This is a genomic window from Nocardioides korecus (assembly GCF_054778395.1).
In genome coordinates, this window is sequence record NZ_BAAGZO010000005.1 from 118,867 (window position 1) to 144,697 (window position 25,831).

At 72.6% G+C, this 25,831-nt stretch carries 23 protein-coding genes; 16 read left to right on the plus strand and 7 right to left on the minus strand.

Annotated features, from left to right (window positions below):
• The first annotated feature begins 51 nt into the window (after window positions 1–51).
• Window positions 52–1,239, plus strand: a complete 1,188-nt coding sequence (locus ACYVDA_RS11305) for a glycosyltransferase family 4 protein (RefSeq protein ID WP_460818459.1) — start codon at window positions 52–54, stop codon at window positions 1,237–1,239.
• Window positions 1,240–1,245: 6 nt separating this feature from the next.
• Here ACYVDA_RS11305 and galE read toward each other — a convergent pair whose 3' ends face one another.
• Window positions 1,246–2,250 (minus strand): UDP-glucose 4-epimerase GalE, encoded by a 1,005-nt coding sequence (gene galE, locus ACYVDA_RS11310; protein ID WP_460818460.1) that lies wholly within the window; start codon window positions 2,248–2,250, stop codon window positions 1,246–1,248.
• Window positions 2,251–2,424: 174 nt separating this feature from the next.
• Here galE and ACYVDA_RS11315 point away from each other — a divergent pair, with 174 nt between their 5' ends.
• The 8 genes from ACYVDA_RS11315 to ACYVDA_RS11350 all read left to right on the plus strand — a co-directional run bounded on the left by ACYVDA_RS11315 (window position 2,425) and on the right by ACYVDA_RS11350 (window position 13,115).
• Window positions 2,425–4,128 carry a hypothetical protein gene (locus ACYVDA_RS11315; protein ID WP_460818461.1) on the plus strand — a complete coding sequence of 568 codons (1,704 nt, stop codon included), beginning with the start codon at window positions 2,425–2,427 and terminating at the stop codon, window positions 4,126–4,128.
• A 109-nt stretch (window positions 4,129–4,237) separates the two neighbouring features.
• On the plus strand, window positions 4,238–5,530 hold the full coding sequence (locus tag ACYVDA_RS11320) for a glycosyltransferase (protein WP_460818462.1): 1,293 nt from the start codon (window positions 4,238–4,240) through the stop codon (window positions 5,528–5,530).
• Between the two features lie 298 nt (window positions 5,531–5,828).
• Window positions 5,829–6,680: a hypothetical protein gene (locus ACYVDA_RS11325; RefSeq protein WP_460818463.1), complete on the plus strand. Its 852-nt coding sequence runs from the start codon at window positions 5,829–5,831 to the stop codon at window positions 6,678–6,680.
• Between the two features lie 206 nt (window positions 6,681–6,886).
• Window positions 6,887–7,468 (plus strand): hypothetical protein, encoded by a 582-nt coding sequence (locus ACYVDA_RS11330; protein ID WP_460818464.1) that lies wholly within the window; start codon window positions 6,887–6,889, stop codon window positions 7,466–7,468.
• On the plus strand, window positions 7,465–9,261 hold the full coding sequence (locus ACYVDA_RS11335) for an O-antigen ligase family protein (protein ID WP_460818465.1): 1,797 nt from the start codon (window positions 7,465–7,467) through the stop codon (window positions 9,259–9,261). The genes ACYVDA_RS11330 and ACYVDA_RS11335 overlap by 4 nt, the downstream gene beginning before the upstream one ends.
• On the plus strand, window positions 9,258–10,409 hold the full coding sequence (locus ACYVDA_RS11340; protein ID WP_460818466.1) for a glycosyltransferase: 1,152 nt from the start codon (window positions 9,258–9,260) through the stop codon (window positions 10,407–10,409). Before ACYVDA_RS11335 ends, ACYVDA_RS11340 begins: the two co-directional genes overlap by 4 nt.
• Window positions 10,402–11,874 carry a lipopolysaccharide biosynthesis protein gene (locus tag ACYVDA_RS11345; RefSeq protein ID WP_460818467.1) on the plus strand — a complete coding sequence of 491 codons (1,473 nt, stop codon included), beginning with the start codon at window positions 10,402–10,404 and terminating at the stop codon, window positions 11,872–11,874. Before ACYVDA_RS11340 ends, ACYVDA_RS11345 begins: the two co-directional genes overlap by 8 nt.
• Window positions 11,875–11,990: 116 nt before the next feature.
• A complete protein-coding gene (locus ACYVDA_RS11350; RefSeq protein ID WP_460818468.1) occupies window positions 11,991–13,115 on the plus strand; it encodes a glycosyltransferase in 1,125 nt (374 codons plus the stop codon).
• On the opposite strand, the gene ACYVDA_RS11355 is transcribed toward ACYVDA_RS11350, so the two are convergent.
• The 6 genes from ACYVDA_RS11355 to cysC all read right to left on the minus strand — a co-directional run bounded on the left by ACYVDA_RS11355 (window position 13,112) and on the right by cysC (window position 20,409).
• A complete protein-coding gene (locus ACYVDA_RS11355; RefSeq protein ID WP_460818469.1) occupies window positions 13,112–13,990 on the minus strand; it encodes a proline dehydrogenase family protein in 879 nt (292 codons plus the stop codon). The genes ACYVDA_RS11350 and ACYVDA_RS11355 overlap by 4 nt on opposite strands.
• Window positions 13,987–15,063 (minus strand): GNAT family N-acetyltransferase, encoded by a 1,077-nt coding sequence (locus tag ACYVDA_RS11360; protein WP_460818470.1) that lies wholly within the window; start codon window positions 15,061–15,063, stop codon window positions 13,987–13,989. The genes ACYVDA_RS11355 and ACYVDA_RS11360 overlap by 4 nt, the downstream gene beginning before the upstream one ends.
• Window positions 15,064–15,128: 65 nt before the next feature.
• On the minus strand, window positions 15,129–16,634 hold the full coding sequence (locus ACYVDA_RS11365) for a sugar transferase (RefSeq protein ID WP_460818471.1): 1,506 nt from the start codon (window positions 16,632–16,634) through the stop codon (window positions 15,129–15,131).
• 46 nt (window positions 16,635–16,680) lie between these two features.
• Entirely contained in the window at window positions 16,681–18,111 is a 1,431-nt protein-coding gene (locus tag ACYVDA_RS11370) for an exopolysaccharide biosynthesis polyprenyl glycosylphosphotransferase (RefSeq protein ID WP_460818472.1), read from the minus strand.
• Between the two features lie 112 nt (window positions 18,112–18,223).
• A complete protein-coding gene (locus ACYVDA_RS11375) occupies window positions 18,224–19,150 on the minus strand; it encodes a sulfite exporter TauE/SafE family protein (protein WP_460818473.1) in 927 nt (308 codons plus the stop codon).
• Window positions 19,147–20,409 (minus strand): adenylyl-sulfate kinase, encoded by a 1,263-nt coding sequence (gene cysC / locus ACYVDA_RS11380; RefSeq protein WP_460818474.1) that lies wholly within the window; start codon window positions 20,407–20,409, stop codon window positions 19,147–19,149. The genes ACYVDA_RS11375 and cysC overlap by 4 nt, the downstream gene beginning before the upstream one ends.
• 43 nt (window positions 20,410–20,452) lie before the next feature.
• Between cysC and ACYVDA_RS11385 the strand changes: the two genes are divergently transcribed.
• From ACYVDA_RS11385 to ACYVDA_RS11415, 7 genes are all read left to right on the plus strand, one after another.
• Complete coding sequence (locus ACYVDA_RS11385; protein WP_460818475.1) at window positions 20,453–21,418, plus strand: asparaginase; 966 nt, start codon at window positions 20,453–20,455, stop codon at window positions 21,416–21,418.
• Between the two features lie 159 nt (window positions 21,419–21,577).
• A complete protein-coding gene (locus ACYVDA_RS11390; protein WP_460818476.1) occupies window positions 21,578–22,033 on the plus strand; it encodes a helix-turn-helix domain-containing protein in 456 nt (151 codons plus the stop codon).
• Window positions 22,026–22,811: a hypothetical protein gene (locus ACYVDA_RS11395; protein WP_460818477.1), complete on the plus strand. Its 786-nt coding sequence runs from the start codon at window positions 22,026–22,028 to the stop codon at window positions 22,809–22,811. The genes ACYVDA_RS11390 and ACYVDA_RS11395 overlap by 8 nt, the downstream gene beginning before the upstream one ends.
• A gap of 149 nt (window positions 22,812–22,960) precedes the next feature.
• Window positions 22,961–23,251 (plus strand): DUF2516 family protein, encoded by a 291-nt coding sequence (locus tag ACYVDA_RS11400; RefSeq protein WP_460818478.1) that lies wholly within the window; start codon window positions 22,961–22,963, stop codon window positions 23,249–23,251.
• A gap of 67 nt (window positions 23,252–23,318) precedes the next feature.
• On the plus strand, window positions 23,319–24,239 hold the full coding sequence (locus ACYVDA_RS11405) for an alpha/beta hydrolase (RefSeq protein ID WP_460818479.1): 921 nt from the start codon (window positions 23,319–23,321) through the stop codon (window positions 24,237–24,239).
• Window positions 24,240–24,284: 45 nt separating this feature from the next.
• A complete protein-coding gene (locus ACYVDA_RS11410; protein ID WP_460818480.1) occupies window positions 24,285–25,424 on the plus strand; it encodes a M4 family metallopeptidase in 1,140 nt (379 codons plus the stop codon).
• Window positions 25,421–25,684 (plus strand): protealysin inhibitor emfourin, encoded by a 264-nt coding sequence (locus ACYVDA_RS11415; protein WP_460818481.1) that lies wholly within the window; start codon window positions 25,421–25,423, stop codon window positions 25,682–25,684. The genes ACYVDA_RS11410 and ACYVDA_RS11415 overlap by 4 nt, the downstream gene beginning before the upstream one ends.
• Window positions 25,685–25,831: the final 147 nt, after the last annotated feature.

Genomic DNA, 25,831 nt, shown 5'->3' on the forward strand with positions numbered 1-25,831 from the left:
CCAGTACTGTGCCCTCCGTACCGGACCCCGACGTTAGGCAGAACGAAGTCGATGGCCTCCTTCATGTTCGTCGAGCTGAGCCCGTCCGGGGGGCTCTTCCACTTCGGTTTCCAGCTGGGTTCGCACCTGGCCGGCCGGGGGCACGACGTCACCCTCGTCACGGGACCCGATCCCGAGCTCTCCTCCCAGGAGCCCCGCCTGCGGATCGCCTCCGTGCTCCCCACCTGGCACTCGGGTGACCAACGCGCGGTCCCGGGCTGGGTGCGTCGACTGCGACGGCCCTTCCGCGGGCTGCGGCACGTCCACGCACTGCTGATCGTCCTCGTGACCCTCTTCCGCACGCGACCGGACGCCGTGTTCTTCCAGCCGCTGCGCTTCCCCTTCGACGCCTGGCTCGTCCGCGCGTGCCGCGTCGTCAGCCCCTCCACGCGCCGCTGCATCGTGCTCCACGAGACCCGCCCGCTCAGCGAGCAGCGGCGCGAGGGCTCGCTCTACCGAGAGGAGCGGAGCCTTCCCGACCGGGTGCTGGCCTCGGCCATCCGTCAGGCCGTCCTGCACATGGACGCCATCTTCGTCCTCGGCGAAGGTGCGCGGGAGGACGTCCTGGCCCGGTGGCGTCCGTCGGTCCCCGTCACGGTCGTGCCCCACGGTGACGAGGACGTGTTCCTGGGGGAGGGGAAGATCCCCGTGGTGCGTTCCACCCTCCAGCAGGTGCTCTTCTTCGGGATCTGGACCCGTCACAAGGGCATCCCCTTGCTGATCGAGGCCTTCCGCCAGGTCGTGGACACGCGGCCCGAGGCCCGGCTGGTGATCGCGGGGGCGGTCCAGGCCGACGTCGACCTGGAGGAGGTGCGGTCTCTGGCCCGCACGGTCCCGGGCGTCGAGCTGCGTCCGGGGTACGTCGACATGGCCGACGTCCCGGGCCTGTTCGGCGAGGCGCGCGTGGTGGTGGCGCCGTACCTGCGGGCCAACCAGAGCGGGGTCGTCCACCTCGCCCAGAGCTTCGGGCGGCCGGTCGTGGCCTCGGCGGTCGGGGACATCCCAGCCGCGGTGCCCGACGGGGTGGCGGGCACCATCGTCCCGCCCGGCGACGTCGAGGCGCTGCGGGACGCCATCGCCGCGCTGCTGGACGACCCGGAGCTGGCCCAGCGCCTCGGCGACGGGGGGCGGGAGCGGCTCAGCTCGGTCGGGTCGTGGGACGCCATCGCTGACGACGTCGCGCGCGCCGCGCTGGGCTGACCGGTCTCAGGGGTAGCCGAGCACCTCGGGGCGCCGCCGGGCCCAGGCGAGGGCCGACCGCAGTGCGTCCTCGGTGGTCGACCGGGCCCGCCACCCGAGCAGCTCGGCGATGCGGTCGACGTTGGCGTAGGCCCCGATGGCGTCGCCGTCGCGAGCCGGTGCCTCGCGCACCGGGACCGTCGTCCCCGAGGCCGCCTCGAAGGCCTGGACGAGCTCGCGCACGGTCACGCCACGCCCGGTGCCGACGTTGAGCACCACGCTGCTCGACCCCACCCGCGTCAGCATCCGGTCGAACTGCTCGACGGCCGCGACGTGGGCGAGCGCCAGGTCCCAGACGTGGATGTAGTCGCGGAGACCGGTCCCGTCGCGGGTGGGGTGCTCGGTGCCGGTGATGAGGAACGCTTCCTGCTGCCCGGTCGCGGCCCTCACGAGCTGCCCGAGCACGTGGGAGGGCTCCCGGACGTGGATCCCGGTCGTCAGTTCGGGGTCGGACCCGATGGGGTTGAAGTAGCGCAGCATCACCGCGTCGATGGCCCCGGCGGCAGCCATGTCCTGCATGACCATCTCCATCATCAGCTTCGTCCGGGCGTACGGCGACTGCGGGTCGACCGCAGAGCGCTCGTCCACCTCGAAGGAGGGGGAGTAGGCGTAGACCGACGCCGACGACGACAGCAGCACCCTGCGCTTGCCCAGACCGGAGAGGCAGTCGAGGAGCTCGAGGGACTTGGCGACGTTCTCGCGGTAGTACAGGTGCGGGTCGGCCACCGACTCGGGCACCACGACCAGCGCCGCCATGTGGATGGTCGCCTCGATGTCGGGGTGCTCGTGCACGACCCGGGTGAGGAGGGCGCGGTCCGCCACGTCGCCCTCGTAGAAGATCCGGTCCCCCACGAACACGCGCGGGCCCGAGACGAGCGAGTCGAGCACGACCGGCGTGTGGCCGGCCTGTTCGAGAGCCCGACACGTGGTCGATCCGATGTAGCCCGCCCCGCCCGTCACCAGCACCTTCACGGGTGACGACGCTAGCACCGCGAGAACTTTTGATCCGAGGAGTCCGTCTTTACCTAAATGTCCGTTTTACTCCGTATAGTGGTGAACAGAAGGATCCCCCACTGTTCAGGAGCCCGGGACATGCGCTCACGACTTCAGGCAGCCTCGGTTGCCACGCTCATCTCGCTCGGAGGCTTGGCGCCCATCGCGGCGGACGCCACCACCAGCGCAACCTACGCCGCGACCGCCGTCGACTACGTGGGAGCCACCGCGGTCCACGGCTCAGGTTCACAGCTGACCGTGGGCGTTCCCCGCGCCAGTGCGAGCGGCGACCTCCAGATCGCCGTTGTCGGTCTGGTGGGCCGGTCCTCCCGTGTCGCAACCCCTGCGGGCTGGACCCGGGTCCTCGAGCGTCACGCCGGGCGCATGCGGGGCGTCATGTTCGTCTCGCACTCCGCCCGGCCCGCTGTGTTCCACAAGTCCGGACGGGCGACGTGGAACGTGTCGCGCGCGGCGTACAGCGGCGTGACGGACTTCAGCGGGGCCCGCGGCAGCGTGAGCCGCGCCCGTGTCCACGTGCTCCCCCTGGGCGGGACCGTCGGAGCCGACAGCCAGCAGGTGGGCGGGGTGCTCGGCGTCGGTCGCGACTGGGCCAGCACGCCCTCCGCGCCGGTGCAGAGCCTCGCGCGCACGGTGACGACCTCGCGGGTCACCCGGGCCTTCGGCTGGAGCCTGGTCCTGACCGGACGCAAGAAGACCAGCCCCGTGGTGACCCCGACGCACCCGACGCCGACGCCCACCCCGACGGAGGCACCTACGACGTCCACCTCCGCGCCGGCGCCCGTCGTCACCCCCACGCCGGTCGACTCCCCGACCCCCGTCGTGACGCCGACCCCGACCCCGACGCCCACCCCGACCCCCACCCCGACTGTGGACCCGACCCCGGCCACCCCGGTCCTGAACCTGCTGTCCACCATGAGCGAGCTGACCGGCACCCCGTGGCGCTCGGCGGACGCGCCGGACCCCGGCTACGCCAACGCCCCGATCCCCAGCGGGCCGGGCGTGGACCCCGCCTCGACCTCGACGCTGCGTGGCGTGGGCGGCCAGGTCACCCTCAACACCGTCGACTACACCGAGCCGATCTTCTACCGGTCCTCGGCCGTGGTGGCCAAGCGCACGGTGAACTGCACCGCCTGGGGCTGCATCGGCGGCACCAGCGCCCCGATCGTCGGCAACGAGGTCGTGGCGCCGGGCAGTGACGCCCAGCTCAACATCGTCGACCTGGCCGCACGGGTGTCCTACGAGTTCTGGGACGTGGCCTCGGACGCCGACGGCACGATCAAGATCAACGCCGACGGCTCCGTCTCGGCCGGCTCGATGAGCGTCGTGCCGCTGGACGGCCGGGGCAACAAGTCGGTCGACGGCAAGAACCTCAACATCACCGGGTCAGGCGTCTCTCGCCTCCTGGGCGTCATCCGGGCCAACGAGGTGCGGGCGGCGGCGATCGACCCGCGCACCGCCATCCCTCACGCCCTCTCGGTCTCGATCCCGCCGACGTCCAACTGCTCGGGCACCTTCCTGGAGCCCGCCACCAAGACCGACGGAAGGGCCACCTCGACGTCCTGCGTCAAGGAGGGCTCCCGGCTCCAGCTCGACCCGAGCTACTCCTGCGGATCCTTGAGCGGCAACATGGCCCAGGCGGTCTGCTACGCCTTCCAGAAGTACGGCGCCTACGACATGGACAACGGATGCAAGTCGATCTGCGTCTACTCCCAGCAGGTGAGCTCCTGGTCCACGGCGACCAAGGACTACCAGAACGTCGACGTCTGGGGTGACTACACCGGCCTGACGATCCCGCTGTCCCGGATGCAGGTGCTGCGCAGCTGGAACGGCAGCTAGTTTCGCGAGCCGGACCCGGGGGTGGAGGAGCACTGGTGCTCCTCCACCCCCGGGTCCGCTCTCGGGTGTGTGACCATGTCGACCCGCGATCCCCGACGTTAGGACCCTCGTGCCCGATCCCGCTGCTCCTCGGTCGGTGGTCCTGGTCTCGGGGGTCTTCCCGCACCCCCGCGACTCGGGCAAGAAGGTCATGGTCGCGGGGTTGCTCGACTACTGGCGGCGCCGGGTGGGCGCCGACCAGGTCCACCTCGTGCTCGTCGGCGGTGGGGAGGTCGATCTCGACCAGGTCGACGCGGTGGTGCACCGGGTCGACCGACCGGGTGCTCGGACCCAGCTGCGCAGCGTGCTCGTGCGCAGCGTGCTCACCCGGGGTCACACCCTGCAGGAGTCGGCGCTGTACTCCGCGTCGGTGCGGCGACGACTCGCCGACCTGCTGGGGGAGATCAGCGCGGACCTGGAGGTCTTCGACACCGTCCGGATGGGCCAGTACGCCGAGGAGATCCCCGTCCGGCCCGGCGCCAGGAGGGTGATCTTCCTCGACGACCTGTTCTCGGTCCGCTACGAGCGGATGCTGGCTCTGATGCGCGAGCACCCGGAGGTCGACTTCGACCCGCTCGGGGACTTCCGGGCCAACCTGCCGGCGGCGGTGGGGCCGGTCGCCGACCGTCGCGTCGTCCGGCGCGCCCTTCTCGCCTGGGAGCGTGCGGTGGTCGCGCGTCGGGAGCAGGCCATGGCGGAGCTCTTCGAGACGGTGATGCTCGTCAGTCCCGAGGAGACCCGGCGACTGGCCGGACGAGTGCCGTCGGCGCGGGTGCGTGAGCTGCGGCCGGTGCTCGACCTTGCAGCCCCCGAACGGCCACCGCTCTCGGGCCCTCCCGTCTTCGTGCTGCTGGGCCTCCTGACCCTGGCCCACAACGCCGACGGCGTCGAGTCCTTCCTCGAGCGCGGCATGTCCGGCCTGCTGACCGCTGTGCCGGACGCGATCGTGCACGTGGTGGGACGGGGGGCGACGCCCCGCATCGAGGCCGCGGCGGCGCCGTGGGGTGACGCGGTCCGCCTCGAGGGGTTCGTCGACGACCTGGACGGGCTGCTCAACCGCGCGACCGCGCTGCTGATGCCACTCCGCTTCGGCTCCGGCATCAAGATCAAGGTGATCGAGGCCCTGGCGCGCGGGCTGCCGGTCGTCAGCACCCCCATCGGGGCCGAGGGGGTGGAGACGGGGGCCGACCGCGGCATCCTGCTGGTCCCGGACGCCAGTGCCGTCGGAGAGGTCGTGCGCGATCTCCGCGACCCGGCCCGTCACCTCCAGCTGTCCGGGGCGGCGCGGCGCCACTACGAGGAGCGCTACAGCCTGCGCGCGGCCTTCGCCACCTACGACGAGGCCTTCGCCGCCCGGGCCTGACGCGGGCGTCGGGGTCCGGCGCAGCCGCCGGCACCCTGGTGCGACGCATACTGGGCCTCGAGGGGCGGCCGACCAGGTCTCCCACGTCGCTCCGGGACGGTGGCGGGAGATGGTCCGACGACGTGCCGCCGGCACCGGGCCCCAAAGGCCCCCGTGGCCCCGGTGGCGCCGCGGTCGCCGCGTGACCCGGTTCGGGGCGGTGGTCGCGGTGGTTCTCGCCTGCCTGGCGGTCGGAACTGTCTCGGTATGGTCGCGGCTCGGGAGCGACTCGGGTGGGGCCGACTACGTGGGGTCCCGGGTGTCTGCGGACGCCCGTGTCGACGAGGGCTCCACCGAGGTCGTGCACGACCTCGGTGGAGAGGTGGTGATGAACACGGTCGACTACACCGAGCCCATCTACTACCGGTCGTCCGCGCGGGTGCCGACGCGGCCGGTGAGGTGCACGACGTACGGCTGCGTCGGCGGTGAACGCGCTCCGCTCGTCGGGGACGAGCGGCCCGCACCCGGCACGGATGCCCAGCTGATCGTGGTCGACCCCGCGGCCCGGGTGTCCTACGAGTTCTGGCGCGTGGCGAAGGACGCCGACGGCACGGTGCGGCTGGGGCCGGGCGGCACGGTCTCCGCGGGCTCCATGAGCGTGGTGCCCCTGGGGGGCGTGAACAGGTCGGTGGACGGCAAGCGCCTGACCACGACCGGCGCCGGCGTCTCCCGGCTTCTGGGGGTGGTCCGGGCTCGCGAGGTGCGGGCGGCGCTGATCGACCCGCGCACGGCCATCCCGCACGCCCTCTCGGTGTCGATCCCCACGATGGCCAACTGCTCCGACAGCTTCGTGCCACCGGCCACCAAGACCGACGGCCGCGCCGCGGACGGGCGGTGCGTCAAGGAGGGCTCGCGACTGGTGGTGGACCAGGACTTCGCCTGCGGCTCCCTCGTGGGGCCGTTGGCCCAGGCGGTCTGCTTCGCGATGCAGCGCCACGGCGCCTACGACATGGACAACGGGTGCAGCACGGTGTGCGTCTACGCCCAGCAGGTGGCCTCGTGGTCCTCGGGCCGCGCCGACTACGCGGCCGCCGGGGTGTACAGCGACTACGCGGGCACCGGGATCCCGCTCGACCGCATCCGGGTGCTGCGTTCCTGGGACGGCACCTGACCCGATCCGTGGGCGGCGCCGCGCACCCCGGCGTCGTACGACTTCGAGGACGCTGCCACCCCCCCTGGGGCATACTGGGCCGGGCGGCTCACGCTCCTGGATCGACATCGACGGCGACACGAAGAGGCGGACTCGTTCCCATGCAGAGACCTTCCCCCGCCGCCAGACCGGCGCGCGTCCGACGGCGTGCAGGGGGTGTGGCGAGCGTGCTGCTCGGACTGGTGGCGGCGGCCTCGGTCCTGGGTGGCGGCTACGTCTACGAGTCCGGCCAGCCGGTCCAGTACTCCGCCAGCAACCAGCTGCTGATCGCGCCGGGGACGACCCTGGACTCCGCGGCGACGTCGTCCTACTGGGAGACGCTCTCGAACGGCCAGATCCCCGCCACCGCGGCGGCAATCGTGTCCGACAAGCGGTTGGAGCGCCAGGCGGTGGACCGGCTGCCGACCGCGGTCCAGCGGCAGGTCGCGGCCACCGTGAGCGTGGTGCCCTCGACGGCCGTGGTCAACGTGCAGGTCGTCGCGCCCAGCTCCCAGATCGCGGAGCAGGTGGCCAACCAGATCGCCACACTCAGCGTCTCGGAGGTCTCGCGGGCCCTGTCCCCCTACGAGCTGCGGGTGATCAGCGACGCCAGCGGGACGGCTACCTTGAGCAGTCTCAGCTCCTCCCAGTGGTTGACCATGATCGTCCTGGCCGCCCTCTTCGTCGGCATCGTCGTGCAGCAGCTCGCGTCGTGGGCGGGGCGCGCCACCCGACGCCGACGGGGCGCGGAGCGTCCGACGGTTCGATGACGCGTCCGCTGCCGCGGCTCGCGCTGGTCGTCATCGTCGGAGCAGCCTGCCTCAACCTGCCGGCGTTGTCGCCGTTCGCGTCGCTGCCGGTCAACACCGCGCTCCTGGTCCTCGGTCTGGGCGTCGTGGTGTGGGAGCTGCTCCACGGCCGGCTGGACCTGTCGCTGCCCCTGGTCGTGCTCCTCGCGGCCGCAGCGGTCTTCCTGATGCTTCCCGGGACCCTGGGGGGCCTGGACCCGCTGAACTCGTGGTTGGTGCTGGAGGTCTACCTCAAGGACGTCCTCTTCCTGGTCACGGTGGTCCTGCTCGCGAGCGCCGTGGGCGACTCCGCGGTCCGGGTCGTCGCGATGGTGGTCACGCTGTGCCTCGCGCTCCTGGGTGGCCTCGCGGTCCTGGACCAGCTGGTCTTCGGCAACTCGCTGGACCTGGGGGGCCTCGTGTCCATCAGCACGTCCGGTGGCGTCGGTGTCGACGCCCTGCGGCAACAGGGCCCGTTCAGCGACCCCAACTTCTTCGGGCGTCTCGTGGTGCTCGCCCTTCCGCTGGACGCGGCCCTCCTGTCGCGGGCCTGGTCGAGGGGAGCCAAGGCCGAGGTCGTCGTGTGGGCGGGCGCTGGCGTGGGGGTCCTCGGTGGGGTCTACCTCTCGGGCAGCCGGGGCGCCATGCTGGCCTCCCTGGTCGCCGTGGTGGTGTGGATGTGGTGGGCGGGGCCGACCTTCCGCCGCAGGCTCGTCGTGATCCCTTTCCTGGTGCTGCCGCTCCTGGCCGTCCCTGGGGTGGGGTCTCGATTGCTGACACTGGACAACATCACGTCCTCCTCGTCGTCCTTCGCCGAGGAGGACGGATCGGTGCTCGAACGCGCCGCCGCGGCCCGGGTCACGACCAAGATCTTCGAGGCGCACCCCGTCGTGGGAGTGGGTCCGGGCAACCTGGACACCACCGCTGAGCCCTACGCCGCTGCGGGCCGCGGCGTGATCTACCGCAACGTCGCCGCGCACAACACCTACCTCCAGCTGGCGGCCGAGGACGGCGTGATCGGGCTCCTGGGGTGGCTGGTGTTCCTGGGCGGGCTCGTCGTCGTCGCCGGTCGCACGGCGCGGGCCTACGCCGCGGCCCCCGAACCGCCCCCCGGCGACGCCGGCTCGCTCGCGGCGGCGGCCGCGGGGGCAGCGGCCGCCTGGGCGGTGGCCAGCATCTTCCTCCACCTGGCCTACCTGCGTCCGTTCTACGCGGTCGTCGCACTCGTGGCCGTCCTCGCGCGGTCGGCACCTGCCCTGGTCCGCGCCGAACCAGCGCTGCGGGGGCCGCTGGTGGCGCGGCGGAGTCGGCTGGTGCTGGCGGCCGTGGTGCTGGTCGTGGTCGTGGGCGGGGGAGTCTGGGGCTACCCCCACCTGCGGGCGGAGCGGTGGCGGGCCGACGTCGAGGTCGCCCTGGAGCCAGCGGGCGGCAGCACCGACGCCTACCGGCTCTCCCTGATCAGCCGGCGCCGGGTCGTCGCGACCTACGCCACGGTGGTGCTCCGGCAGGGCCAGGCCTTCGTCGGGGACCGTGGAGTGGTCACCGTCGCCTCGACCGGTCAGTCCACGGGCACGTCGCTGCAGCCCACCATCCGGGTCCAGGTCCTGGCGCGCACGCGGTCCGAGGCGACCCGGCTCGCCCTGGGGGCGGCCGAGGCCAGTCGCGACCTGGTGGCGCGCACCACCCTGCTCAACCGGTTCGCGGTGGCCACCGTGGGGAGCGTCGTGACGACCCCGACGCAGGTGTGGTCGCTCACGAAGGGAGCTGCGGGGTGAAGGTCCTGGTCGTCATCGACTCGATGAGCTTCGGAGGGGCTGAGCACCTCCTGGCCGGCCTCGCCGAGGGACGGCGCGAGGGTCTGGACATGTCCGTGCTGGCCCTGCCGGACCGGAGCGACCCGCGCACCCAGATGCTGCCGGTCCTCGAGGCCGCTGGACTCACGGTGGAGTTCGCGGGCGTCTCGCGGCTGCTCCAACCCTCGGCCCTGGCACGACTGGTGCGGGCCATCCGTCGTTCCGGCTGTGACGTCGTGCACGCGCACCTCGGCTACTCCAGCATCCTGGCTCCCGTGGCCGCGCGCCTGGCCGGCGTCCCGTGCGTCGCCACCCTGCACCACGTGCCGGGGAGGACCGCCCGGGGCGAGGCGGTCAAGGAGCGGCTGATGGTGGCCGTTCCCTCCCGGCTCGGCCGACTGGTGTTCGTCTCGGCGGCGTCGCGGGACGCGTTCGCCACCCGCTACCGCCCGCGGCCCACGTGGCGCGTGGTCCACAACGGCATCGACGTGGAACGCTTCGGCGGCGAGGTCGCTCCTGCCGACCTCGGGGTCCCCGCTGGTGCGCCCGTGGTGTCGATCGTCGCCGCCGTGCGCGAGCCCAAGGGTCACGAGGTCGCGATCCGGTCCTGGCCACGCGTCCGGGCCTCGGTCCCCGACGCGCGGCTGGTGGTCGTCGGGGACGGACCCCACCGCGGCGCCCTCCAGGAGCTGACTCGTGAGCTGGGTCAGGACGACCGGGTCGTGTTCGTCGGCTCGAGGTCCGACGTGCCGGAGGTGTGGTCCGCCTCAACGCTGGCCGCCCTGCCGTCGTACACCGAGGCCCTGCCCACCGCGCTGATCGAGGCGGGCGCCGCCGGCCTGGCCTGCGTGGCCACCCGGGTCGGAGGCGTGCCCGAGGTGGTCGAGGACGGTGTCACCGGGGTGCTGGTGCCGCCCCACGACGTCGACGCGTTCGCCGACGCGGTCGTCGCCCTGCTGCTGGACCACCCCCGTCGAGCGGCGTACGGACGGGCGGCGCGTGAGCTGACGCGGTCCCGCTTCGACCGTGAGGTGTGGACCGACCGCCTGCTGGACCTCTACGCCGACGCGCTGGGCCGTGCCTCGGGCACCTCCCGGCCGGCGCTGCGAGGAGGTGGGACGGGTGACTGACACCGTTGTCGACGGCCGATCTCCGGGAGCCGCCCGCGCCATGGCGTGGGCCGGTGCCACGATGGCGGGCAGCCGCGTCATCACCCTCGTGGCCACCCTCGTCCTCGCGCGCCTGCTGGTCCCTGCCGACTTCGGGGTCTTCGCCGTCGGGCTCCTGGTCATCAACTACCTGGACCGGGTGAAGGACATGGGCGTCGGGGCCGGCCTGATCTACCGACAGGAACCATGGGACCTCGTGGCCCACACCGGGCTGCCCCTGGTGATGGCCTCCAGCGGGGTGCTCTCGCTGGCGGCGTTCCTCTTCGCTCCCGTGGCGGCCACCTTCTTCGAGGATCCCCGGGCGGTCGACGTCCTGCGGGGGCTGGCGCTCGTCCTGTTCATCGGCGGGATCGCCATCGTTCCCGATGCCAAGCTCCGGCGCGGCATGGACTTCCGTCGTCGCCTGGTCCCCGAGGTCCTCGCCGCGGTGGTGAAGAACGGCCTCGCGGTGGGCCTCGCGGCCGGTGGAGTCGGCGTGCTCTCCCTGGTCTGGGGCCAGCTGGCCGGGAGCGTCGTGCAAGCGGCCCTGTACTGGGCGCTGTGCGGCTGGGCGCCGCGCCTGGGCTGGGACGCCGACATGGCGCGCAAGCTCCTGCGCTACGGCCTGCCTGCCTCGCTGGTGGCCGTCTTCGCGGTCTTCCTGGAGAACATCGACTACCTGGTCGTGGGCCACCGGCTGGGGCTCGAGCAGCTGGGCTACTACACGATGGCCTACCGGTTGCCCGAGGTCAGCATCCTCGCGCTCTGCATCGTGGCCAGCCAGGTGCTGTTCCCGGCCTTCTCGCGGGAGCAGCACGACCTGCCCCAGCTGCGTGTCCTCTACCTGAGGGCCGCCCGCAGCGTGGCCTTGCTGACCCTGCCGCTCGGCGCCTCCATGGCGGTGCTGGCGCCGGAGATCGTGGAGGCCCTCTACTCGTCCCGGTGGGAGCCGTCCATCCCGGCGCTGCGGCTCATCGCAGTCTTCGCCGCCGTCACGTCGATGAGCTTCCACGCGGGTGAGCTGTACAAGGCGACAGGTCGTCCGGGCATCCTGAACACGCTCGCCGTCGGTGAGGTGATCATCCTCTTCCCTGTCCTCTGGCTCGCCGCCGCCCACAGCATCACCGCGGTCGCTGCGACGATGTGCGCGGGGGCCATGGGCCTGTCCCTCGCCCGCCTCGCGATCGCCGCCCGGTTGATCGGACTGCCCCGGAGGCGGCTCGTGGCCTCCTTCGGGCCGGGTGTGCTGGTCGCCGTCGGTGTGGCGGTGGTCGACTGGCTGGCTCAGCAGGGCCTGCGGATCGTCGTCCCGGACGCGCCGGCTCTGCTCGTGCTGGCCCTGGTCGGCGCTCTCACGGTCGCGGCGTACGCCCTCCTGGTGCGGTGGTGCGCCCCGGACGCGATGTCGGCGGCCCGCCGTGCGGTCGCCGACGTGACCGGTCGCTGAGGCGTCGACGTGCTGGAGCACCAGCGACGCCGCGCACGGGCCCCTAGACTCGCCCGGATGAGCTCGCCGCAGCCGTCCGAGACGACCCCGGACCTTCCGTGTTGAGGGTCTGCCACGTGATCCACAGCCTGGGTCCGGGTGGCGCGGAGTCCATGCTGCTGGAGCTGGCCCGTCATCGGGAGGCCGGACCGCTGGAGGTCGTCGTGGTCCACCTGGTGGGCTCGAGCGACACCCCGATCGCCCGCGCGATCAGGGCGACCGGTGTGCCGGTGCTGGGGCTGGGCCTGGACTCGCGGTGGGACCCGCGTGCCTTTGCCCGCGCGCGGGGGGCGATCGGGACGCAGCGTCCGGTCGTCGTGCACACCCACCTCAAGCACGCCGACATCGTGGGGGGTGCCGTCGCGCGCCGGCTGGGGCTGCCCCACGTCTCGACCCTGCACCTGATCGAGGACGACGTCACGGGGATCAGCCGCGGGAAGAGGTGGCTGGCCGGCCGCACGCGACGCTCGGCCGACCGGGTCGTGGCCGTCAGCGACGCGCAGCGCGCGTGGTACGTCCAGGCCTTCGGCGCGGACCCTGCTCAGGTGGTGACCGTGCACAACGGGGTCAGCGACCTGGTCGAGGTCGGCGATGCCGCTGTCGCGGCGACTAGGTCCCAGCTCGGAGCGCGGGACGTGCGTCCCGTGCTGGCGGTCAACGTGGCCGTCATGCGCCCGGGCAAGGGACACCAGGACCTGCTGGAGGCGGTGCGCCTGCTCCCGGACGACTCGCCGCTCACGGTCTGCCTGGTGGGGGACGGTGAGCTGCGGCCAGGGCTGGAGGCGGAGGTCGCGGCTGACCCTCGGCTGCTCGACCGGGTGTCGTTCGCCGGCTTCCGCGACGACGTGCCGGCCGTGCTGCAGGCTGCCGACCTGATCGTGCACCCGACGTACGCCGACGCACTCCCCACGTCGCTGATCGAGGCCCTGGCGGCCGGGCTGCCCGTGGTGGCGACCCGGGTCGGCGGGGTGCCCGAGGTGGTGGGCGACAGCGGTGACCTCGTCGAGGTGGGCGACGTGGCGGCGCTGAGCCAGGCGCTCGACGCGATGTCACGGGACGCGGGACGGCGGTCCGACCTGTCTCGGCGGGCGCGCGCCCGGTTCGAGTCGGAGTACGCCGTCGAGCTGTGGGTGCAGCGCCTCGCAGGGCTGTACGGCGACCTGGTCGACGCTCGTCCCGACCCGTACCGGATCTCCCGTTAGGGCAGCAGCTCGCGCTCGCGGACACCGCGGTTCGACCGCCCACGCACGATCGACCGGGCGAGGACCGTGCCGAGGCGGGGGCGCCGCGCCAGCTCGTGGAGGTCGAACCCGATGCTGGGGTGGCCGTAAGGGATGTAGCAGCGCAGGGGTGCACCCGTCGCGCGGGCGGTCCTGAGCACGCCGGCCGCGGGGAGGCCCACGAGGAGCTCGAGAGGGATCGGGCCCTGCCTGGGTGAGAGCACCTGTGCCAGCCGGCGGACGAGAGCGGCGTCGTGGGTGGCCACGCTGACGCGGTCGTCCGTGGGCTCCAGGCTGCGGACGAGCTCGACGAAGTCCGAGCGCAGCCGACCCTCGGTGACCGGGCGGGTGTCCTCGGTGTCACGCCACTGCCCCTTGACCACCCGGACCCGAAGACCGTCGTCCAGGGCGGCACGGGCGTCACCGTGGCTGCGGGCCCATCGTGCCGGCACCGCGACCCCGGTGTCGGCTCCCTCGGCCAGGGCTTCGCGAGCCAGCCGGAGGGTCGCCTCCGCCTGGTCCGGGGCGTGGGCGTCGAGGGTCATGCCGACCCCTGTCGCCTGCGCGGTCCGGGCCAGCCGGCGCAGGGTCCCGGGGTCGAAGCGCAGCGGCGGCACCTTGACGGACAGCCGAGCCCCTGACGACACCGCGCCCAGCTGCTCCAGGCAGGTGTGGAGCTCGCGCTCGATGCTGCCGGGGGTGTCCTCGACGCCGTCCCAGTAGGCGATCGTCACCGCCGTCCCTTGGCCCTGCAGTCGTTGCGCCAGGCGGAGGGCCTCGGTGCGGTCGTGGCCGAAGAGGAACGCATCGCCAGCGCGTCGTACCAGTGGCCGCAGCAGCTCCTTGGGGGCGATCACGTCGAGCCTTCCCGGCGACGTGCCGCCGCGCGTTGCAGCGCAGTCCGGGCCCGACGGGTGAGCAGCTGCCACGCCACAGCTCCGGCGGCGACGGGGGTCCAGGGGCTCAGGAGGGGATAGACCTGGACCTCGAGGCAGCGGCGCACCTCGTCGGTCCACACGGCGGTCCACGGTTCCTCCGAGCCCAGGAAGTCGAACGTCGTCAATCCACGGTCGAGCGCCGAACGGAGCGAGAACTCCATCAGCAGGTTGCCCGGTGAGGACCGAGCGTAGGCCTCGTCGAATCCGATCTTGAACAGGCTGAAGCGTCCCTGCACCTCCGTCGCCAGCTGCGCGGCGACTGCCGTGCCGTCCACGCGGAGCATCGCGAAGCGCAGGATGCCGGTCGCCGCCGAGGCCCGGCAGAAGGCGCGGAAGAAGTCACGCATGGGGTCGTCCACGGCCAGTGCCGTGCCGGCCCCCCGCTTCCAGCTCCGTGCCTCGACCGTGACGAACTCCGCCAGGAGAAGGTCGACCTGGGCGGGGTCCCGCGGGCTCTCCATGGAGAAGGTGACGGTCCCCGCGCGGTCCAGGCGTCGTCGCGCGGTGCGGAGGTCCCGGCGGCGCCGGTTGCTGAGCCGGTCGAAGGGGTCCCCGTCCCCCAGGCCGATGGTGGGAACACCCGACACGACGCGCGACAGCACGACACCTCGGTGACCCACCTGCGTCCGCAAGTGCGGGAGCAGCGGCGAGTCGGCCGGGATGCGGCGAAGCCGCAGGGGGTGGCGCAGACGGGTCATCGTGGTGGCCACGGCCTGCACCGCCGCCGAGTCCTGCCCGAGGACGTCGGTCGCCTCGAAGAGCTCGCCGACCCCGAGGCTCTCGGTGAACCACGGTCGACCGCGGTGCCGGGCCAACGGGAAGAGCGCGTCAGGAGCCGCGCGGTCACCCGCGACCACCACCCGGGGTCGGTAACCCCGCCCCAGGTGGGTCATCCACGACGCGACCCAGGAGCCGGCGCCCACGGGGTTGGTGAGGCCGACGAGGTGGTTCCACGACGACGAGGCGGCCCGGATCGCGTCGGCGTCGAGCACCGAGGTCCTGCGGGTACGGGTGTCGTGCTCGCCGTGCGGAGCCCGGTCGGTCGAGGTCTGCGTGCTCAGTAGGCACCGCTCGAGCCGAAGACCGCCTGGAAGGTGCGGGCCAGGATGGAGAGGTCCTGCAGCATGGACCAGTTGTCCACGTAGTACAGGTCCAGCCGGATGGCCTCCTCGACCGACAGGTCGGACCGACCGGAGACCTGCCACAGACCGGTCATGCCGGGACGCACGCGGAGGCGTCGCGCCATCGCATCGTCGTACAGAGCGACCTCGTGCGCCACCTGCGGGCGGGGGCCGATGAGGCTCATGTCGCCCTTGAGCACGTTGAACAGCTGGGGCAGCTCGTCGACGGAGTAGCGACGCATCCACCGGCCGGGCCGGGTGATGCGCGGGTCCTCCTTCAGCTTGGCGAAGAGGCCGTGGTCGGTTCCGTTCTCGGCCAGGACCTCTTGGAGGCGTGCCTCGGCGTCGACCACCATGGTGCGGAACTTGTAGCAGCCGAACGGCTGGCCGCCCACCCCGATGCGTTCCTGCCGGAACAGCACCGGACCTCGGTCGAAGCGCCAGACCCGGAACGCCGCGAGCAGCAGGATCGGGCTGAAGGCCAGGATCAGCGCACTCGAGGCGACGATGTCGGAGGTGCGCTTCATCCGAGCCAGCGCCGCCATCGAGCGCGGCTTGCCGACGTGGATCAGCGGGAGCCCGCCGACCGGTCGCATCCGGATGCGCTCCGAGGAGACGTCGGTGATGCTGGGGGCCAGGACCACGTGGAGACCCCGCGCCTCGAGCTTCGCTGCCGTGCGGCGCAGCTCCTCGGCCGAGCTGATCGCGCCACCGGCGAAGAAGACCACGTCGGCGCGTGAGCGGAGGGCGACCTGGACCACGTCCTGGGGACCTCCCAGGACAGGGAGTCCACCGGGGGTGCTGGTGCGGCCCCCGGCGTCGGGGACGGCGGCGCCGACGAAGCGGTAACCGAGGCACTTCTGCCGGCTGATGACGACGTCGACCTCGTCGACGTGGGCGGCGGTCCCGACGATGACCACCCGCTGCTGCAGCCGCCCCCGAGCCCGAGCGCGGCCGATGAGCACGCGCAGGCTGACCCGACCCAGGAGCAGCGCGGCCAGACCCACCAGCACGGTGAGCTGGAAGAAGCCGCGCGACAGCGGGAAGCGCAGCATGTAGCAGCCCACCCCGACCAGTGCCGCGGTGACGACGGACGCGTTCGTGAGGCGCTTGAACTCCTCCAGGCCGGCTCCGAACAGGCTGCGGCGGTAGCCGCCCGACATCGCGATGACGACGATCCACACCAGCGCGAAGACCGGGGCGGCGGCCAGGATGCGAGGGGTGTAGTCGGCGGTGCTCGGATCGATGTTGGGGATCTGGCCCCGGGCGAGGGCCGCGACCACCTCGGCCCCGACCACTGCGACGAGGTCGACCAGGAGCGCCAGCGCGGGGATGAGACGGAGGCTCCGCGACGAGCGGGCGGCCGCCGAGGTGTGCGGGTCGAAGAGGGTGCGGCTCTGCGAAGGCAGCCGGAAGTCGTGGGACGACGACGAGCGGTTCATTGCGGTGTCCTCGGGTGAGGGAAGGATTGGTGGGAGGGGTCGTCGGTCATTTCGACGACACTTGAGCACCCGAGAGGACGGCGCCGACGGTGCGGGCCAGGATGGTGAGGTCCTGCAGGACTGACCAGTGGTCGGCGTAGTGGACGTCGAGGAGGACGGCCTCGGACCAGGACAGGTCGGAGCGTCGGAAGTCGCGCCACACGCCTGTGAGTCCGGGGCGGACGCGCAGGCGTGAGGCCTCGTCGAGGCCCGGCACCTCATGGGCGAGCGGTGCGCGCGGGCCCACCAGGCTCATGTCCCCTCGCACCACGTTGAGCAGCAACGGCAGCTCGTCGACGGAGAAGCGGCGCATCCACCGCGCGGACCTGGTGGCGCGGGGGTCCGACGCCGGGTCGAAGAACAGACCGTCCAACCGCTCGAGGTCACCGTCCTTGCGCTCGGTTCGCAGCGTCCAGGCCCAGTAGAGCCTCCCGCCACGCCCCAACCGGGACTCGCGGACGAGCACGGGCACGCCGTCCTCGCGGAGCACCCGTACCGCCGCCACCACCACCAGGGGGAGGGTCAGGAGGAGCAGGAGGCTCCCGACGACGATGTCGAACGTGCGCTTGGCCAACCGCGTGGCGGCGAGGGACCGAGGCTGCTCGAGGTGGATCAGCGGGAGGCCCCCAACGGGACGCACCGACACCCGGTCGCCGACGACGTCGGTGACCGAGGGGGCGATGACCACCTGGACCGGCTCGTGCTCGAGGTCCCAGGCGAGCTGACGCATCTGCTCGGCCGTGTCGAAGGCGCCGCCGGCGAGGAACACCACGTCGGCCCGCACATCGAGCGCCACCGCGCCGACGGAACGCGCGGCACCCAGGATGGGGATCCCGGAGTGGGTGGTGGCGCGACCGTCTGGCTCGGGGACGAGCGCCCCGACCACCTGGTAGCCCAGCCAGGTCTCGCGCCGTAGCACTCCGGCGATCTCGTCCACGTGCCCCTCGGAGCCCGCGACGACGACCCGGTGCTGGAGCACGCCCCGCCTGCGCGCCTGCTGCACGGCGCGCCGCAGAAGAAGGCGGCCGGCGAGGAGCATCGGGATGCCGGTCGCGAACGCGATGACGAAGAAACCGCGGGGGAGGTCGACGTGGGTGGCGTAGCAGGAGATTCCGACGACGGCAGCGGTGGTGAGCGAGGCGTTGAGCACCCGCTTGAACTCGTCGACCCCCGCGCCGAAGACCTCACCGCGATGGGCGCCGAAGAGGAGCAGCAGGGCCACCCATCCCAGGATGATCACGGGGCCGGCGGTGCTGAGGCGGTCGCGCAGCACGTCGTCGGCGAGCCCGAACGGGAAGTGCCGCTGCCCGAGGATCGCGAGGAACACGGCGAAGGTGACGAGCACGATGTCGGTGCCCACCGCGACGGTCGGCAGGTAGCGCAGCCCCCCCGCACGTCTGGACTCCAATTGCGTGGCGGCGGCCACTTGGATGGTCATGGCAAAAATCCCCCGATTTCTGGATGCCCCGAGAGCTGGAACATTCGGTCCACATCTTAAGAACGAAGAGGCCGAACGGGGGTTACGCAGCCGTTTGCCAGGGGTGGGTGGGCTAGTCCGGTAGGCGCCAGGCGGCGGCGTTGTCGTCGAAGGGACGAAGGCCCCTGGTCTGACGGACGAACCCCCACGCCAGCGGGCCGAGCAGGAGCGCGGCGGCGCCGATGATGCCGACCCAGACGGGCGGCACGCCCAGCATCTTCAGGCCGGTGAGGGTGAGGACGATGACGATGCCGCGTCGGATCACCGACTGCGCCACCCAGGCGGCCATCCGGGCGCCGAGGAAGGTGCCGGGGGTGCCGCCGATGATCAGGGGGATCAGCACCGCCCAGTCGACGCCCGAGGTCAGCACGTGGCCGACGGCCGCGGAGAGGACGAGCGGGACGGCCTGGACGAGGTCGGTGCCCACGAGGCGTACGGCGGACAGGGTCGGGTAGATCAGCAGCAGCGCCACCATGATCAGCGACCCGGAGCCCACCGAGGTGATCCCCACGAGGAGCCCGCCGACCGCCCCGACCAGGATCGTGGGGACGACCCGGATCGTCGGGGCGTCCTCGCTGAGCACGTTGCCGCCGGTGACGTGGCGCAGCTGGAGGTACATCCGCAGCGTGTAGGTCGCGGCGGTGAACAGCAGGGCGCAGCCGATCGCCTTGAGCAGGAACGCCTGCTGCGCCTCACCCGCGCCGACCGACTGGACCAGGAACCCGCCGGCGAAGGCGAACGGGACCGACCCGGCGATCAGCAGGCCGGCGAGCTTGAGGTTGGGGGCGCCGTGCCGCCAGTGCACCCCGGCGCCGACCGACTTGTTGATGCTGGCGGCGACCAGGTCGTTGGCGACGGCCGCCGTGGGGTTGACGCCCAGGAAGATCAGCGCGGGCGTCATCAGGGCGCCGCCGCCCATGCCGGTCAGGCCCACCACGATGCCGACGCCGAAGCTGACGACCAGGACGGAGAGGGCCGAGAGGGTGAGGATGTCGTTCATGCGGGGGCTCCCGGGGTGGGGGTCTCGACGACGGACGCGGGCGCGCCCTGCTCGACCGGCGGGGGCCGGTCGCCGGCCACGAGGGCGGCGAGGGTCGGGGGGAGGGCGGGGGCGAGGTCGGCGAGGCAGTCCTCGACGCTGCGTCCGGTGGTGTCGATGCGCACGGCGGCGTCGGTCGGCTCGTCGTACGGCGAGGAGATGCCGGTGAACTCGGGGATCTCCCCGCGTCGCGCCTTGGCGTAGAGACCCTTGCGGTCGCGGCGCTCGCACTCCTCCAGCGGCGTGGCCACGTGGACCAGCACGAACGCGCCGCCCGCGTCCTCGACCATCGCCCGCACCTGCCGGCGGGTGCCGTCGAAGGGGGCGATCGGCGAGCAGATCGCCAGGCCGCGGTGACGGCCGATCTCGGCGGCGACCCAGCCGATCCGGGCGATGTTGGTCTCGCGGTCCTCCCGCGAGAAGGTCAGCCCGGCGCTGAGGTGGCGGCGTACGACGTCCCCGTCGAGGCTGGTGACCGTGCGCCGCCCGTCCTCGAGCACCAGGTCGTGCAGCGCCCGGGCCAGGGTCGACTTGCCGCTGCCCGAGAGCCCGGTGAAGAAGACCACCAGGCCGCGCTCGCCCTCGTCGGGCTGGTCCTCCTCGACCACCGCGGCGATCTCCTCGGGCACCTCGCCGCCGCCGAGCAGCGCGAGGACCTCGCCCGTCGCGTAGGCGTCGGCCACCTGCTCGCCCAGCGCGTGGTCCAGGTCGGCGTCGCCGTGGGCGGCCAGCGGGACCACCACGACGTGGGCGGCGACGCCGCGGGCCTCCAGCAGTCGCGCCGCGGCGAGGGTGGCGCGGACCAGCCCCACGGGCGTGACGCCCTGCGGCGTCCCGGTGCCGGCCAGGGCCAGCAGGACCACCCCGGCGGTGCCGGACGCGGTCGAGACCCGCTCCAGGTCGTCGTCGGTCAGGGGGGCGGCGACGGGCACCACGACGGCCCCGGCGTGCTCCTCGCGGACCTGGGCGGGGGAGCGGTGCAGCCGCCGGAAGGGTCCGTACGCCGGGGCGCGCAGCGCCACGAGCGAGGTCGGGGTCCACCGCGCCAGCGGCAGGCCCTCGGGGTCGACCAGCTCGACCTCGGCGGCGTCGGCCAGCTCGGGCGGCAGGTCGAGCCGGAGCTCGTCGTCGAACGTGGTGCGCGGGGCCAGGGCGCCCGAGAGCAGCACCTCGAGGTCGTCCAGCGCGCGGGGGCTCGGGCAGAACTGCGGGGCGGGCACCGGTGGATCCTCTCAGACCGGGTCCTCCAGTAGGTTCACGTCCATGCCTGCTCCCGTCGTCGTCGCCGAGATCGTCCGCTCCGGGTTCGTCGAGGGCCACCACTACGGCTCGTGGGTCGTCCTGGCCGCCGACGGGTCGGTGCTGGCCGCCGCCGGCGAGGTCGAGGCGCCGATCCTGCCGCGCTCGAGCAACAAGCCGGTCCAGGCGCTCGGGATGCTCGAGGCCGGTCTCGACCTCGAGGGCGAGCTGCTGGCCCTGGCCTGCGCGTCGCACTCCGGCGAGCCCTTCCACGTCGAGGGGGTGCGACGGATCCTGGCCGGCGCCGGGCTGGACGAGGGCGCGCTCAGGACGCCGCGGGACTACCCGCTCGACGACCAGGCCCGCGAGGACGTGATCCGCGCCGGCGGGAACCGCGAGCGGATCCTGATGAACTGCTCGGGCAAGCACGCCGCGATGCTGGCCACCTGCGTGACCAACGGCTGGTCGACCGAGGACTACCTGGCCGTTGACCACCCGCTCCAGCAGCAGATCGCCCGCACCTTCGCCGCGACCACCGGCGAGGAGGTCGCCCACACCGCGATCGACGGGTGCGGGGCACCGCTGCTGTCGGTCTCGCTGACCGGCCTCGCGCGCGCCTTCGCCCGCTTGGCCCGGGCCACCTCGGGCCCCGCGGCTCGGATCGCGACCGCGGTGCGCGAGCACCCGGCGTACGTCTCGGGGACGCACCGCGACGAGCTCGCCCTTCTCACCGCCGTCCCCGGCGCGATCGGCAAGGCCGGCGCCGAGTCGGTGTACGTCGTGGCCCTGCCCGACGGCCGCGCGATCGCCACCAAGACCGACGACGGCGCCCCGCGGGCGCGGCCGGTGCTGATGGCCGCCCTGCTGGAGGGCATCGGTGTCACCGAGGAGCCCGGCGTCGACGGGGACGCCGTACGCCGGACGGGCGAGGCGGTGCTGCTCGGTGGCGGGAAGCCCGTGGGCCGGATCCAGGCCGTCGCGCCGTTCTGAGGCATCGATCGGCGTTCGACGATCCTGCGGTCGGGCGTGTCGCTAGCCGCCTGCTAGCGGGCTGAACCTGAGAGGAACCTCGTGCCAGCAGGCACGATGTGACGGCGTTCACCCCGTCCTGACTTGAATGTGCTTGCAAGAGTTAGCACTATGGGGGACATGGCCAAGATCAGGGTCGGCAAGACCGTCGAGTCGCTCGGGGAGTACCTCCGCGAGCAGCGCGACGCTGCCGGGCTCTCGCTCCGCCAGCTGGCGGAGCAGACCGGGGTGTCCAACCCCTACCTGAGCCAGATCGAACGTGGTCTGCGCCGGCCGTCTGCCGAAGTGCTGCAGCAGCTCGCGAAGGCACTCCGCATCTCCGCCGAACAGCTCTACGTCCAGGCGGGGATCCTCAGTCCGGACAACGGGGAGGTGCGCTCCGTGGAGCTCGCCATCCTCGCCGAGCCGGTGCTGAGCGAGCGGCAGAAGCAGTCCCTGCTGGACGTCTACCAGTCCTTCAGGGCGGTCGCCGAGGCAGCGGCCGTGAAGCACGACAAGACAGAGGCACTGCTCGAGTCGCTCCCCGCCCAGGGGTCGGCGCTCGACACACCCATCGAAGGAGACACACATGGCTAAGAACAAGACCAAGAAGAAGAACGCCGCTCTCAACCCGCTGTTCGCCGCCGCCGGCGCCACCGAGGTCGCCTACGAGCTGGCCCGCGGCTACGTCGAGAACGCCCAGCGCTCCGCCGTCGAGTCCGTCGGCAAGGTCCAGGACCGCGTCAGCAAGGTCGAGAAGGACCCCAAGGCCCTGCAGAACCAGGCCCTCGGCGCCCTCGGCTCGCGCGTCGAGGAGCTCCAGAAGGACGCCAAGGACGCGCAGTCGCGCTTCGAGGCCCGCGTCGCGGAGATCCAGAAGGAGGCCCGCGCCTTCCCCAAGAAGGTCCAGACCGAGATCGACGACGCCGTCACCGAGCTCGCCCGCACCTACGCCGACCTCGTCGACCGCGGTGAGAAGCTGCTCGCCGCCGTGCGCAAGGACGGCGTGAAGGCCGTCTCCACCGTGCGCAAGGCCCCCAACAAGTCGAGCGTCGTGCGTCGTGAGCGCGCCAAGGTCGCCGCGGACAAGCCGGCCAACAGCAGCAAGCCGGTCAAGAAGTCGGCCACCAAGAAGCCGGTCGCCAAGAAGACCCCGGCCAAGACCGCCGCGAACAAGACGGCTGCCGCCAAGACCACCGCCGCCAACAAGACCGCGGCAGCGCGCAAGACCACGGCCAACAAGGCCACGGCCGCCAAGAAGACGACCGCCTCCAAGGCGACCGCCGCCAAGAAGACCGCCTCGAACGCTGCGTCCGACGCCGCCTCGACCGCGTCGAACGCCTCGACGAGCAGCACCTCGCAGGCCTCGTCCTGAAGTGAGCCCTCCCCGCCGACGGGCGGGGAGCAGCTCGCCCTCTGGTGACCCTCCCTTCACCAGGCGCGAGCCGGTGGACCCCCGGACCTCGTCCGGGGGTCCACTGCCGTCCCCGGCCGGCGTGCCCCCTCACCCTCTACGCTGAGGACGTGCACGTCTTCGCCTTCGAGTCGCTGACCACGCTGATCGCCTTCTACGCCCTGCTGGCCGTGAAGGTGTTCGCGTTCGTCGACGCCGCCTCGCGCCGCAAGGACGCGTTCGTCGCGGCCGACAAGATGACCAAGCCGGCGTGGCTGCTGATCCTCGGCCTGACCGTGGTGGTCGCGCTGGTGCTCGACCAGCGCCCGCTGGGGATCCTCTCGATCATCGGCACCGTCGCGGCGTTCGTCTACGTCCTCGACGCCCGGCCCGCGCTCGTCTCGGTCACGCGGCGCCGCTGAGTCGGCGTACGGCGTCGGGGCTGGCCCTCGTGCCCGCCGTCACACCCGCCCAGGCAGACTGAGCCGCATGCCTCTCGACCCGCAGCTCGCCGGCCTGCTCCAGCTCACCGCGGCCGGTGTGCCCACCCACCAGCAGACGCCCCAGGACGCCCGCGCGGCCTTCACCATGCTCACCGTGGGCTTCCGCAAGCCCGAGGACGTCGTCCCGGTCGCCTCCACCGAGGACCGCCGCGTGCCGGGCGCCGAGGGCGAGCTCGACGCACGCGTCTACCGCCCCGAGGGCGACGGGCCGTTCCCGGTCGTGGCGCTGTTCCACGGCGGCGGGTTCGTGATCGGCGACCTCGAGACCCACGACAACATGGCGCGCGCGATCTGCCGCGGGGCCGAGGCGGTCGTGGTCTCCGTCGACTACCGGCTCGCCCCCGAGCACCCGTTCCCGGCCGGCGTCGAGGATGCGCTCGCCGCGACCCGCTGGATCCAGGGCCACCTCGAGGAGCTCGGCGGCGACGGGCGGCTGGCCGTGGCCGGCGACTCCGCCGGCGGCAACTTCTCCGCCGTGGTCGCCCAGCAGCTGCCCGGCATCTCCGCGCAGTTCCTGATCTACCCCGCCGTCGCGGCCGAGGGCGAGTTCGAGTCCCGCGAGAGCAACGGCGAGGGCTACTTCCTGGACCTGGCCACGATGGGCTGGTTCATGGAGCACTACGCCCCCGACGGCTCCGACCTGCGGTTCTCCCCGCTCGACGCCGACTCCCTCGAGGGCCAGCCCCCGGCGGTCGTCGTGACCGCGGAGTTCGACCCGCTCCGCGACGAGGGTGAGGCGTACGCCGCCGCGCTGGAGGAGGCCGGCGTGCGCGTGGTCTCGCGGCGCTACGACGGGATGATCCACGGGTTCTTCGACATGGGCGGCTTCTCCACGGGCGCGGCCGCCGCGGTCGCCGACGCGATCGGGCTGTTCCGCGACCTGCTGCGGGAGACCGCCGACCGCTGAGCCCGGCCCTTGCCTGTGTCGGTGGTCGGGTGTTCATTGGTGGGCATGAGGTGCCAATTCATCCCGCCCTTCGTCCTGGACCGGCTCGCGACGGTCGACGACGACTCCCTGGCCGAGCACGGCCGGCGCACCAGCGCCATCGACGAGGACCTGCGCACCCAGCGCACGGCCGTGGCCGCCCGCCATCCCGCCGCGAAGCCGGCCTCCGGCACCGGTCCCGACTGGACCGTGCACGACGCCCACCACACCACCACGCTGCCGGGCACGCTGGTCCGCACGGCCGGTGAGCCCGAGGTCGCCGACGTCGCCGTCAACGAGACGGCGACCGGCGTGACCGAGACGCTGGCGCTGTTCGCGGACCTGGGCCGCGACTCCTACGACGGCCACGGCGCGACCGTGGTCTCGACGGTCCACTACGAGCGCAACTACGACAACGCGTTCTGGGACGGCACCCAGCTGGTCTTCGGCGACGGCGACGGCACGGCCTTCGGCAGCTTCACCAAGCCGATCGACGTGCTGGGCCACGAGCTGTCGCACGCCGTCACGCAGTACACCGCCAACCTCACCTACCAGGGCCAGTCCGGCGCGCTCAACGAGTCGATGTCCGACGCGTTCGGGGCGTGCGTCAAGCAGCGGCACCTGAAGCAGAGCGCGGCCGACGCCGACTGGCTGGTGGGCGAGGGGATCTTCCTGCCCGGCATCAAGGGCACCGCGCTGCGGTCGATGAAGGCCCCCGGGACGGCGTACGACGACCCGACGATCGGCAAGGACCCCCAGGTCGGCACCATGGCCGACTACGTCGACACCACCGACGACAACGGCGGGGTGCACACCAACTCCGGCATCCCCAACAAGGCGTTCTACCTCGCCGCCACCGCCATCGGCGGCGAGACCTGGAGCGGCGCCGGCAAGGTCTGGTACGCCGCCCTCACCTCCGGGATCCCCGCCTCCTGCGACTTCGCCACCTTCGCCCAGGCCACGGTCACCGCCGCCGGCGAGCACGCCAGCGCCGTCACCGACGCCTGGACCCAGGTCGGGGTCACCCCGGGCGCCCAGGCCCCGGCCGGTTCTGCACCGACGACGGGCGGGACCGCCGGGTCCGGCGGGTCCGGGCAGCCGGGCGGAGCGGCCGGCTCGGCCCGCGCGGGCTCCGACGCCGAGGGCGACACGGGCGACGACCGGTGACCTCGGTCGAGGTGCGCCGCACGGGCGGCTTCGCCGGGATGACCAAGCAGGGCGCCGTCGACCTGGAGTCCGACGACCCGCGGGTGCCCGAGGTGCGCTCCCTGGTCGACCGGATCGACTTCGGGTCCGTGCCGGGCGGCGGCCCCGCCCCGGACCGCTTCGTCTACCACTTCGAGTGCGGCCCCGACCGCTGCGAGGTCCACGAGACCCACCTGACCGCCGAGCTGCGCCAGCTGGCCGACCTGGTCCTGGGGCAGTAGGCGGCCGGGCCACCATCTCGACCTGCAGCTCGCTGCGCGCGACCGCTCACCAGGCGTGGGCACCAGCCGCTCAACGACGAACTGCAGGTCGAGATGGTGGCCCGCACCTCGAGGGCGCGGCTGTATGGGACCGGCCTAGGTGGGCTG

What these genes read in the sequence shown, in the direction of transcription:
- ACYVDA_RS11335 (WP_460818465.1), top strand. Translation starts at nt 7,465, where the DNA reads ATGACGCGTCCGCTGCCGCGGCTCGCGCTGGTCGTCATCGTCGGAGCA.
- ACYVDA_RS11395 (WP_460818477.1), top strand. Translation starts at nt 22,026, where the DNA reads ATGGCTAAGAACAAGACCAAGAAGAAGAACGCCGCTCTCAACCCGCTG.
- ACYVDA_RS11410 (WP_460818480.1), top strand. Translation starts at nt 24,285, where the DNA reads ATGAGGTGCCAATTCATCCCGCCCTTCGTCCTGGACCGGCTCGCGACG.
- ACYVDA_RS11390 (WP_460818476.1), top strand. Translation starts at nt 21,578, where the DNA reads ATGGCCAAGATCAGGGTCGGCAAGACCGTCGAGTCGCTCGGGGAGTAC.
- ACYVDA_RS11370 (WP_460818472.1), bottom strand. Translation starts at nt 18,111, where the DNA reads ATGACCATCCAAGTGGCCGCCGCCACGCAATTGGAGTCCAGACGTGCG.
- ACYVDA_RS11405 (WP_460818479.1), top strand. Translation starts at nt 23,319, where the DNA reads ATGCCTCTCGACCCGCAGCTCGCCGGCCTGCTCCAGCTCACCGCGGCC.
- ACYVDA_RS11365 (WP_460818471.1), bottom strand. Translation starts at nt 16,634, where the DNA reads ATGAACCGCTCGTCGTCGTCCCACGACTTCCGGCTGCCTTCGCAGAGC.
- ACYVDA_RS11375 (WP_460818473.1), bottom strand. Translation starts at nt 19,150, where the DNA reads ATGAACGACATCCTCACCCTCTCGGCCCTCTCCGTCCTGGTCGTCAGC.
- ACYVDA_RS11385 (WP_460818475.1), top strand. Translation starts at nt 20,453, where the DNA reads ATGCCTGCTCCCGTCGTCGTCGCCGAGATCGTCCGCTCCGGGTTCGTC.
- ACYVDA_RS11305 (WP_460818459.1), top strand. Translation starts at nt 52, where the DNA reads ATGGCCTCCTTCATGTTCGTCGAGCTGAGCCCGTCCGGGGGGCTCTTC.